The 10818-nt window shown below is 61.5% G+C and carries 10 protein-coding genes and 4 tRNA genes; 8 read left to right on the forward strand and 6 right to left on the reverse strand.

The window, feature by feature from the left end; all coding sequences use genetic code 11:
• The 3 genes from ABFC66_RS04010 to ABFC66_RS04020 form a co-directional block, all read right to left on the reverse strand.
• A partial coding sequence (locus tag ABFC66_RS04010; protein ID WP_346739686.1) for a GTP-binding protein occupies positions 1-126 on the reverse strand: 126 nt, incomplete at its 3' end.
• Between the two features lie 75 nt (positions 127-201).
• Positions 202-275: transfer RNA gene (locus ABFC66_RS04015), tRNA-Gly, on the reverse strand.
• Positions 276-321: 46 nt separating this feature from the next.
• Positions 322-406: transfer RNA gene (locus tag ABFC66_RS04020), tRNA-Tyr, on the reverse strand.
• A 32-nt stretch (positions 407-438) separates the two neighbouring features.
• Here ABFC66_RS04020 and ABFC66_RS04025 point away from each other — a divergent pair.
• Complete coding sequence (locus tag ABFC66_RS04025) at positions 439-600, forward strand: hypothetical protein (RefSeq protein ID WP_346739678.1); 162 nt, start codon at positions 439-441, stop codon at positions 598-600.
• Between the two features lie 28 nt (positions 601-628).
• Positions 629-1480 carry a 23S rRNA (guanosine(2251)-2'-O)-methyltransferase RlmB gene (rlmB, locus tag ABFC66_RS04030; protein ID WP_346739679.1) on the forward strand — a complete coding sequence of 284 codons (852 nt, stop codon included), beginning with the start codon at positions 629-631 and terminating at the stop codon, positions 1478-1480.
• 11 nt (positions 1481-1491) lie between these two features.
• Here rlmB and ABFC66_RS04035 read toward each other — a convergent pair whose 3' ends face one another.
• Positions 1492-2088, reverse strand: a complete 597-nt coding sequence (locus ABFC66_RS04035) for a DUF2939 domain-containing protein (protein WP_346739680.1) — start codon at positions 2086-2088, stop codon at positions 1492-1494.
• Positions 2089-3578: 1490 nt separating this feature from the next.
• Positions 3579-3977 (reverse strand): RidA family protein, encoded by a 399-nt coding sequence (locus tag ABFC66_RS04040; RefSeq protein WP_346739681.1) that lies wholly within the window; start codon positions 3975-3977, stop codon positions 3579-3581.
• Positions 3978-4108: 131 nt separating this feature from the next.
• Here ABFC66_RS04040 and ABFC66_RS04045 point away from each other — a divergent pair, with 131 nt between their 5' ends.
• From ABFC66_RS04045 to ABFC66_RS04070, 6 genes are all read left to right on the forward strand, one after another.
• Entirely contained in the window at positions 4109-4711 is a 603-nt protein-coding gene (locus ABFC66_RS04045) for a TetR/AcrR family transcriptional regulator (protein WP_346739687.1), read from the forward strand.
• 54 nt (positions 4712-4765) lie between these two features.
• The gene (locus ABFC66_RS04050) at positions 4766-4972 is read left to right on the forward strand and encodes a hypothetical protein (RefSeq protein WP_346739682.1); all 207 of its coding nucleotides are present in this window, start codon (positions 4766-4768) and stop codon (positions 4970-4972) included.
• 103 nt (positions 4973-5075) lie between these two features.
• A tRNA-Thr gene (locus tag ABFC66_RS04055) sits at positions 5076-5151 on the forward strand.
• Positions 5152-5386: 235 nt separating this feature from the next.
• Positions 5387-5462 (forward strand) — tRNA-Phe (locus ABFC66_RS04060).
• Positions 5463-5621: 159 nt separating this feature from the next.
• Complete coding sequence (locus ABFC66_RS04065; protein ID WP_346739683.1) at positions 5622-6815, forward strand: integrase arm-type DNA-binding domain-containing protein; 1194 nt, start codon at positions 5622-5624, stop codon at positions 6813-6815.
• A gap of 148 nt (positions 6816-6963) precedes the next feature.
• Positions 6964-7512 carry an HD domain-containing protein gene (locus ABFC66_RS04070; RefSeq protein WP_346739684.1) on the forward strand — a complete coding sequence of 183 codons (549 nt, stop codon included), beginning with the start codon at positions 6964-6966 and terminating at the stop codon, positions 7510-7512.
• A 10-nt stretch (positions 7513-7522) separates the two neighbouring features.
• Here the strand turns inward: ABFC66_RS04070 and ABFC66_RS04075 are convergent, their stop codons facing one another.
• A complete protein-coding gene (locus ABFC66_RS04075) occupies positions 7523-10744 on the reverse strand; it encodes a type I restriction endonuclease subunit R (RefSeq protein WP_346739685.1) in 3222 nt (1073 codons plus the stop codon).
• Positions 10745-10818 lie beyond the last annotated feature (74 nt).

Raw genomic sequence — 10818 nt, forward strand, 5'->3', positions numbered from 1 at the left:
CGCCCCGCCCGATTCCGCCAGAACCTTCGTGATCGCAGCCGTCAGCGTCGTCTTGCCATGATCGACGTGACCAATCGTCCCGATGTTGCAGTGCGGCTTATTGCGCTCAAATTTCTCTTTGGCCATCGGATTCTCTTACCTCGGTTGGTCTGATCGACTGATCGAACGCTTCTAGTTACTGCCACGCGACGGACGACGGATTGGAGCGGGTGAAGGGAATCGAACCCTCGTCGTAAGCTTGGAAGGCTTCTGCTCTACCATTGAGCTACACCCGCCTGACCCTATTCCCTCGTTCCGCGACATCGAATCCCCTTTCAGGGATGGTGGAGGGGGTTGGATTCGAACCAACGTAGGCTTAGCCAACGGATTTACAGTCCGTCCCCTTTAGCCACTCGGGCACCCCTCCGTGTCCGATGTCAAATGTTGTGAAATCCCAATATGTTCGCTGCCGCCGCCGTGCTTGGAGCACGGGCGGCTTTATTGAGCTTTGCCGCCGTGCTGTCAACTCATTTCCAGTCTCAAAAGCGTATAACGCCCCGCAGCGTCCTCAGCTTTCTGGTCGCGTTGCTGAAGGCACTGTTGGGCGAGGCGTTTGCATGAGCCCGGACGGCGCAATATAAGCGGCTCCATGACCAAGCGCAAGCGACCCGGCTCGGCCGGACACAAACCCTCGGGCCACGAAGACCGGAACCGGGCGCCCCGCGGCCAGGGCGGCCCCTCTTTTCAGCCCCGCGGCGCGCAACGCGGCCACAAAGGTGGCGCTGATGAGGCTTTTCTTTATGGATTTCATGCGGTTAGCGCCGCACTTCACAATCCTGCACGAAGACCGCAGAGACTGCTCCTGACGCGAAACGCGGAAGCGGAGCTGGCCTCCCAGGGCCTGAGCCTCGGAAAAGACTTGCCCATCCAGCCCGAAATCCTCGGCGGCGACGAGATTGCCGCTCTGCTCCCGCCCGGCGCGGTGCATCAGGGGATTGCGCTCAAGGCATCCGCCCTGCCCGACCTCACCGTGGACGAGGCCTGCGAGGGCGCGTCCCGCGTCGTCGTGCTCGATCAGGTCACCGACCCCCATAATTTCGGAGCGATTCTCCGCTCGGCCGCCGTTTTCGGCGCCGGCGCGCTGGTCACGACCGATCGAAACAGCCCGCCTTTGGGGGGCGTTCTGGCCAAGGCAGCCTCGGGTGGCCTCGAAAAGGTGCGAATCGCCAAGGTAACGAACCTCGTCCGGGCGATCGACGAGTTGAAGGATCTCGGCTTCGAGGTCATCGGCCTTGACGGCGAAGGCGAGGTTTCCCTGCCCGAGTTCAAGACGGGGCCGAAGGTCGCCCTGGTGCTTGGCGCGGAAGGCGCAGGGCTCCGCCGACTCACGCGAGAGCATTGCGACATTCTCGCCCGCCTGCCCGCCTCGGGCGACATGCGCAGCCTCAATGTCTCGAATGCCGCCGCCGTCGCACTCTATGAGTTGTCCCGGCGCGTCTGAGTGTTCTCCGCTCAGCGCGGCGGCTGGCTGAGGAGGTAAGGCGCCACGATGATGCGCTTCAACCGCCAGCCGAGGTTCCATTCGAGCAGATAGATCGTCTGCCGGTCGACATTCGAGCCGGCCGGACCGATGTCCATTCGGAAAACGAGCGGGCTCCCCTCGAAGAAAGCGTAGCGAATCTGCCCCATCGGGTCCGTGCCGCCGAATCCGCTCCGTGCCATGTCGGAAAGCGTGCTGGGGTTGATCTGTGCGTCGACCATCCGGTCGATCATCGCCCCGCTCATCGCCTGGGAAAGTGCCTGAACGCGCGGATCGGGTGCCACGATCTTGTTCGTGTAGGCCGCCTTGAGATCGTCGCGGATGCCTTCACGCACCGCATTCCAATCGACCAGCGAGGCGAGCCGTACCTTGTCGCCTTTATCGAGCGCGGTCTGGAGATCGTAGATCGCCCAATAAGGCCACGCGGTCCAAAGCGCCGCGAAGCCGATGAACCCGACGACATAGGGAGCATAGCGGCCCAGCCGGCCGCTCGCGACTGCCCATGCGAGCACGCCAACGAAGCCCGCGGCCAGCGCCGTTCCGACAATCCAGTAAAACGAACTCCCCACGCTCATCCCCCAAACACGCGACCGCCGCAATCTACGCCGTCGCGCGCGAGAGCGCCAAAGCTCATTTCCGGCTTGTCATCGTCGGCGCTGCTTGCAGGCGCTCGATCCTGAAAGTATGTTCCGCCAGCAATCCCCGGCCAGATCCGGGACGGTCGCCCTTGTAGCTCAGTTGGTAGAGCACCTGATTTGTAATCAAGCCGGGCACCGCAGAAACCTCCCGATCCGTTCCCTGATTTTCGCTATTTTTCGGCCCTGATGGGGAACGAATACCCCATGCGTTCCCCGTCGACTTCGCGTGACCGGAGCTCCCCATGACCGTCACCGTCGAGCAGATCGCCGCGGTCTTCCGATGCCAAAGACCGCATGCTCGAGGCGGGCGCTACCGCTCCTCGTGATCGCGACGCTCTCGTTGACCACCTGCGCGACGGCGCCTTTTAGGCCGTCGGTCGTTTGCCTGCCGGTTGCGGCCTTCGACCGCGGCTCCCCCCCGACGACGGTTCCCCTTGATCGTATCCCAGCCCGCCACAAAGGCCAGCGCAGGGGCCGGTTTGATATTTCGGGCGTACTCGAATAAGTTGAGGCTCTGGCGGTGCCTTCTCTGCTGCCGTGGACAGTTCGGTCGACGGCCAACCGGGCACCATTCCCCGGACCGCCAGAGCCATTATCGAACGTGAAATTGTACTGATAGGTGCCGTCGTCGGTCCGGCGGAGCGACACGACCAAGTGCAGGACTTTACCGTCCAGTTCGACCGGCGCCGCGACGACGATGTCCTCGCGAATGTGCGGCTTTGAACGCTCGATGCGAGCCCCCCTAGCCGTTCTCGATGATTGCACGGATGGCGGGTACCGCCCGCAGCGGGCCACCGCGCTCGGCCTCGAAACGCTGCGCGCGCTGATGGTTCCGCGTGCCGGCGTGGTGCCCCCCCCGAGAGGACATACTCATACCGCGGCTCTAATCTCCTGTGGGAGAACCTTCAGTGGCACGTCACACCTTCGAGGCCCATCCTGTAATTATGAAATCGTCGATCTTCGGAACTTTGCTGGTCGCTGCTTCCAGTCAGGATTGTGACGCCCCGATACCTTCTGAACCGCAATACTCCGCCCCGGTTCAGAAACGATAGGCTCTGCCGCTGAAGCTGAAATTCATGAGTGGCTGTTTCGTCCTCGCTCAGAGACGTATGGGAAAACCAGATTTGGTCGTGAAGGGAGGTGGCGGAAATCAGACGGTGTTGTCCCATTATCGGGATCATTCACGGTCAGCGGCAACAAGTTGTGCCTTCATCGCGATGGGTTCGATGAGATTAAATGCTCGGTCTTCACCGTCGGGCCAAACGGTCTGTCCAGTGATCCGAACGTCTTCTAAACCACCCATTACATTCGTCAGAAAGGTCCGCTTTCCGCGCGGCGGCATCGATAGTTCCAATCCGCTAATCGCTAGATTTCAGCGTGGAGCGACGCGACGGTGACGCGCCGCTCCTCCTAGGGACGGATCAGGCAGACTTTGGAATGCGGGCGATCACCTTGATCTCGAAATCGAAACCAGAGAGCCAGGTCACACCGACGGCGGTCCAGTTCGGATAGGGTGGCTCTCCAAAGACGGTATTTTTGACAGCCATGACCGCCCCGAACTGGGCCTCAGGATCAGTGTGGAACGTCGTGACATCCACGATGTCGTCAAGGGTAGCACCGGCCGCCGTCAGGACAGCCTCAAGGTTGTCGAAGGCGAGCTGCACCTGTTTTTGGAAGTCGGGCTCCGGGGTCCCGTCTTCCCGGCTACCTACCTGACCGGATACGAACAGGAGATCGTCGGATCGGATCGCGGCAGAGTAACGGTTGGTCTCGTAGAGGGCTTGTCGGCCGACGGGATAGACGGGGTCGCGCTGGGGCACAATCGATCTTCCTCTAGTGCCAAATCCGATTGGCAGAGATATACGGAGCGTATGCTCACGTATCTCACATACATTCCGTATGTCAATGATGCAGAAAAGGGGATGACCACTTGACGAAGCGACGTGCTGACATGGTGGAAGAGACGCGGGCTAAGCTAATTAGCGCCGGCAGGACGGCGTTCGCGGCCAAGGGCTATGCGGCGGCGTCCATGGATGAACTCACGGCCGGTGTCGGGCTCACGCGAGGCGCCCTGTATCATAACTTCGGAGACAAGAAGGGGCTGCTTCAAGCTGTTATCGACCAAATCGACGCCGAGATGTTGGCGCGAATGCGCGCCGCCGGCAGCCAGGGGCAAACGCCTTGGGAGCGATTTGTTGATGAGGGCGTCGCCTTTATCGAAATGGCGCTGGAGCCGGAAATCCAGCGCATCATGCTGCTCGACGGTCCAGCCGTTCTAGGGGATCCGTCCCGCTGGCCCAATCAGACGGCATGCCTGCGCACAACGATGAGGACGGTCGAGCAGTTGATCAACGAAGGTATCGTAAAACCTGTAGACGCCGAAGCTGTTGCCAGACTGATCAACGGGGCCGCACTCAACGCCGCGTTGTGGATTGCTGCTGCCGATGAGCCCCGCGCAGTCCTCAAAAAGGCGGTCGGTGCGTTTCGACTGCTCGCCTCCGGCCTGTTGGCATCAGATCGACAAGTCGGCCCAACACGATCGGGTCGCTCTTAACTTGCTGCGGCCAAACCAGCCTCGACCGAACCACGGCAGCCGCCTCGCCTCCGCATGCGCTACGTTGATGACTGGCCATCTGACTGGCAATCGCCAGGTCGGTTTGCGCCCGCTCCCGCCCTGCCCGGCCTCAAGACGAAAGACCTCAAGGCGGCGGGTGGTTGGAGCACCGAACAGATGGCATCGCGCTATTCGCGCGGCGGCATCCGGGCGGCGCAGAACGTGGCGAAGCTGCGCCAGGCGGCGCGACGCTCCGACTGACGAACGGTCGGGGGAACGGATTCGGGGAACGACCGGGGAACGGATTTAAGATTTCCTCGCACTTGCTCCCTAAGTGGTTATCGCTTAAAAGGTTTTTTCTGTCGCCCTTGTAGCTCAGTTGGTAGAGCACCTGATTTGTAATCAGGGGGTCGCGGGTTCGAATCCTGCCGGGGGCACCAGATATCATCGGACATGCCGGCGATCGAAATGCTCGCCGAATTCGACCCCGCTCCTGTTTCAACGATTGATTGACTGCCGGCAAAGCCTCCCGGTGGTCGTGAAGTCAGTTGGCGCTAACACACCATTCCGTCGGGCTTTTCGGGATGTATTTCATTCTGTTGTCAGCGCTGGACAGGCCTGAATCAATCTCATATAAAGCGCGGGCTTCGGCGCCGATTCACTCGGTCGTCAGGCGCCCAGGTAGCTCAGTTGGTAGAGCATGCGACTGAAAATCGCAGTGTCGGTGGTTCGATTCCGCCCCTGGGCACCATCAGCACTTCCGAGAGCGTCCAACGCCGTCCGGAAAACACAAAAAATCCCAACAAAATCAGGCGCTTTTGTCCGACGTGGTCCAACCACGTCTTTGGGCTGCCAGAAGTCGTGACGGTAATTCTGGAGGTACTTTTCACTCCTCTGTGGAGGTACCTCCATGCCGTTGACCGACACCGCGATCCGAGCCGCCAAAGCGCGGCCGAAGCCCTACAAGATCTCTGACGCTGCCGGCTTGTATCTGCTGGTAAATCCAAACGGACGGCGCTACTGGCGCTTCCAATATCGCTATCGAGGGAGCCGAAAGCTTCTTGCCCTGGGAGTGTATCCAGACGTGTCGCTTGCCGATGCACGCGCGGCGCGCGAGGCGGCACGTAGGTTGGTGGCCAACGGGGAGGATCCCGCCTATCTGCGGAAGCTCGAAAAGCTCAAGGAAGCAACGTCCACCGGCAACACGTTTCGCCTTATCGCCGATGAGTGGTTAGCAAAGCAGGAACGCGAGGGCCGTGCGGCGGCGACGCTCAAGAAGACGAAATGGCTTCTCGAATTCGCCTACCCCTTCATAGGCGACCGACCGATTTGCGAGATCTCAGCACCTGAAGTTTTGCTGGTCCTACGGAAGGTCGAAGCCCGCGGGCGTTACGAGACAGCGCGACGTCTCCGTAGCACGTGCGGCATAGTCTTCCGGTACGCGGTTGCGACGGCTCGGGCGGAGACTGACCCGACGTTCGCACTCCAAGGCGCCCTGACTACCCCGAAGGTCAGACATAGGGCTGCTATTATCGATCCTAAAGGGGTAAGCGCCCTACTCCGGGCTATTGACGGATTCGAAGGTCAAGTTACGACCCAGACGGCCTTGAGACTCGCTCCTCATGTCTTTGTGCGCCCTGGTGAGCTACGAACGGCGGAGTGGTCCGAATTCGATCTCGGGCAAGCCGTGTGGACGTTACCTGCCACGAAGACAAAAATGCGACGGGTCCAGAAGGTGCCTTTGTCGCATCAGGCACTTCAAATGCTGGTTGATCTCAGGAAGATCACCGGTAACGGCCCTCTGGTGTTTCCGGGAATCGGAAACCGTCACCGTCCACTTTCTGAGAACACCTTGAATGCTGCGCTCCGACGCCTTGGATATGACAAGACCGAGATGACCACGCACGGCTTTCGCGCGATGGCAGCGTCGCTACTCAATGAAATGGGGATATGGAACCCCGACGCGATTGAGCGTCAGCTAGGCCACATCGAGGGCAACGACGTACGTCGGGCTTACGCTCGTGCCGAGTTCTGGGACGAAAGAGTTAAAATGATGCAGCATTGGTCCGATTATCTGGATTCACTGCGCGCAGGCCTTGAATGAAAGGCTGCCGATCAGTATACTGTCTAATATCTTCTCACCACATTGAGACGCTTCAGCTTTCTGCTCCGCTCACCGGCAACCGCCGCGGGCGGAAATGGATGCCAATCAATCACGTCTCCATTTCATCCCCAACAAAAGTAGGTATTCCATGAGAACAGAAGCCGGCTTGGAAGCCGTATTTGTCAAGGCGGTGGCGTTCGCCGCCGAAAAGCACCGCAACCAGCGGCGCAAGGATGCTGATGCGTCGCCCTATATCAATCACCCCATTGCGCTCGCCAACGTCCTTGCGAACGAAGCTGGCGTAAGGGACGTAGCGGTTTTGTGCGCAGCTATCCTCCACGACACGATCGAGGACACGGAAACTACTGCCGTTGAACTGGACGAAGCCTTCGGGGCCCACATAACGTCGATTGTCCTTGAGGTAACCGACGACAAATCTCTGGAAAAGCATGTCCGCAAACAGCACCAGATCGACCATGCTCCGCACAGTTCGCCGGAGGCCAAGCTGGTGAAGCTGGCCGACAAGATCTGCAACCTCCGGGACATCCTTGCCTCGCCACCGTCCGACTGGTCGATTGAGCGAAAGGTCGCCTATTTCGACTGGGCTGAGCAGGTAGTGTCAGGCCTTCGCGGAACGCATACCGGACTGGAAGCGGTATTCGACAGCCTTCGCGCGCGACACGTCGAGTTTGTCTGATGATGGCAGGCTACACAGCCCAGCGCGCCGACAGTTCCTCGGCTTGCCGCAAAACCGTCTGAACCGCGGAATCCTGTAGGTCCGGCGGGTAGCCGTGCTTGCGGAGAATGCGTTTCACCAGAATCCGCATCCGGGCACGGGCATTTTCGCGGTGGGACCAGTCGACGGTGATGTTGCCCTTGAGGCTCTCAAGCAGTTCATGGGCAATCACCTTGAGCGCGTCGTTACCCATCGCCTCGATCGCGCTCTCATTTTCGGCGAGCGCATCATAGAAGGCGATCTCGTCCTGCGAGAGCCCCTCCTCCTCGCCGCGTCGCCGGGCGGCGCGAACCTCTTTCGCCAGCTCGATCAGTTCCTGCATCACCTCGACCGTGCTGATGGCGTTGGTGTGATAGCGGGCGATCGCGGCCTCCAGACGCTCTGAGAAGCGCTTCGTCTCGACCACGTTCGTCTTGCTGCGCGAGCGGATCTCGTCATTGAGGAGCTTGCGCAGGGCTTCGAGCGCGAGGTTCTTTTTCTGGAGCTGCTGAACCTCGGCGAGGAACTCGTCGGACAGGATCGAAATGTCGGGCGTCGTGATACCCGCCGCGCCGAGAATATCGACGATCTCGGTCGAGACGACGGCGCGGTCGAGAATCTGCTGAATGGCGAATTCACGGTCGGCACCGCCAAGCCCAGTCGCGTCGGCGGACTTCACCAGCGCGACGCGCACGGTCTGGAAGAACCCCACCTCGTCGCGCATGCCGCGCGCCTCATCGCTGCCGGAGGCGAGAGCGAAGGCTTTCGACAAGGCCAGCACGGCGTCCTGATAGCGGCGGTGTTCCCGGCGCTTGCCGTCTTCGGTGGTCTCGCGCGCTGCCGCCTCATGCTGCTTGCCGAGAATCCAGTCGACCGCGCCGGCGAGCATGGCCAGCCGCTCGTGTCCGGTGCCGGCAAGGCCCCGCGCATAGTCGAAGCCGTGATACATCGCCCTCACCACGTCGAACTTCTCGATCAGCGTTGCGATGGCCTCGGCCTCATCAATGCCCGCCTGCCGCTGATCGTCAGCCGAATACTGGTTGAGGGCGCTTTTGAGGTTCTGCGCGATGCCGATGTAGTCGACGACGAGACCGGCCGGCTTGTCGCGGAAGACGCGGTTGACGCGGGCGATCGCCTGCATAAGCCCGTGGCCGCGCATCGGCTTGTCGACATACATGGTGTGCATCGAGGGCGCGTCGAAGCCGGTGAGCCACATGTCGCGGACGATGACAAGCTTCAGCGGATCGTCGGGTTTCTTCGCGCGCTTGGCGAGGAGGTCTCTGCGAGATTTCATGCCGATATGCGGCTGCCAGTCCTGCGGATCGGAAGCTGATCCCGTCATCACGACCTTGATCGTGCCTTCGGCGTCGTCGTCACTGTGCCAGTCGGGACGCAGCGCCACGATCTTCCGGTAGAGCGCCACACAGATGCGCCGGCTCATGCAGACGACCATCGCCTTGCCGTCCATGGCGCCAACGCGCGCCTCGAAGTGACGCACCAAATCCTCGGCCACCATGGAAAGCCGCTTGTCGGAGCCGACCAGCGCCTCGACGGTCGCCCAGCGGCGCTTGATCTTCTCCTGCTCGGTGACGGCCTCGTCCTCGGTCAGCTCCGCGAGTTCGGCGTCGATCCGTGGCTTCTCGTCCTCCGGCAGTTCGATGCGCGCGAGACGGCTTTCGTAATAGATTGGAACGGTGGCGCCGTCCTCGACTGCGCGGCTGATGTCGTAGATGTCGATATAGTCGCCGAAGACGGCGGGCGTGTTGACGTCGTCCTTCTCGATCGGCGTTCCGGTGAAGCCGATGAAGGAGGCGTTGGGCAGCGCATCGCGCAGATATTTGGCGAAGCCATAGGCCATCTCGCCGGTCCTGCGCTCGATGCGCGCGCCGAAGCCATATTGGCTGCGATGCGCCTCGTCGGCGATGACGACGATGTTGCGCCGCGCGGAGAGGATCGGATAGCTCTTTTCGCCGGTCAGCGGCGAGAACTTCTGGATGGTGGTGAAGATCACGCCGCCAGAGGCGCGGCTCAGCGCCGCCTGCAGGTCTTCGCGGCTCTCGGCCTGGATCGGCGTCTGGCGGATCAGGTCGCGGCACATGGAGAAGGTTGCGAAAAGCTGGTCGTCGAGATCGTTGCGGTCGGTGATGACGACGATGGTCGGGTTTTCGAGTTCAGGATGGCGCACGAGCTGCCCGGCATAGAAGGCCATGAGCAGGCTCTTGCCCGAGCCCTGCGTATGCCAGATGACGCCGATGCGCTTGTCGCCCTTCTGATAGCTGCTGACGCCCGGCAGGCCGAATGTCGCCGGGTCCTCGCTGAAGCCCGTCGCCGCCGCCTCGCCACCCTTGTTGAGCGCCAGCGCTCGCAGGGTCGAGGCAACCGCGCGCTTCACGGCATGGAACTGGTGATAGCCGGCGATGATCTTGGCGAGATCCGATCCCGTCTCGCCGAAGACCGTGAAGTCGCGCAGGAGGTCGAGCAGTCGGCGGGGTTCGAAGATGCCTTCGATCAGCACCTGAAGTTCGGGCGCACCCTTCGCGGCGATCACTTCGCCGTCAGTCGTGCGCCAGGGCATGAAGCGCTCGCGGTCGGCGGTCAGCGAGCCGACGCGCGCCGTCAGCCCGTCCGAGATGACGAGAACGGCATTGGTGCGGAAGAGCGACGGGATCTGCGTCTTGTAGGTCTGAAGCTGGTTATGCGCGCCGGCGAGCGTCGCGTTCTCGCCGCCCGGCGCCTTTAGCTCGATGACGCCGAGCGGCAACCCGTTGACGAAGACGACGATGTCCGGCCGCCGGTTGACGCCGCCCTCAACCACCGTGAACTGGCCAGTCGCCAGCCAGTCGTTGGCTGACGCATCGTCGAAATCGATCAGCCGCACCTTGTCGCCGCGGATCGTTCCGTCCTCGCCATAAAACTCGACGTCGACGCCCTCCACCATCAGCCTGTGGAGACGCCGGTTCTCCTCGACGAGCGAAGGCTTCTCCGTCGCGACGATCTTGCGCAGCGCGTCGCCACGCGCGTCGGCGGGAATCGACGGGTTCAGCTTCTCGATGGCGGCGGCGAGACGCTTCAGCAGCAGCACATCGGCATAGGCTTCGCGCTCGGGCGCCTTGCCGTCCGGGCCGATGTCTGCCTCGAAGGCAACGGCATAGCCGAGAGCGCGCAACTGCCCGAGCAGAACATCTTCAACCTCGGCCTCGGAAATGAATGCCATCAGGCGGCTTCCCCTTGGAGAGCCACACCACCGTTCGCTTCCCGCCCGCGTTGCTCCCTCATGCGCGAACGAAT

The organism is Parvibaculum sp. (assembly GCF_039680535.1).
Lineage (GTDB): Bacteria > Pseudomonadota > Alphaproteobacteria > Parvibaculales > Parvibaculaceae > Parvibaculum.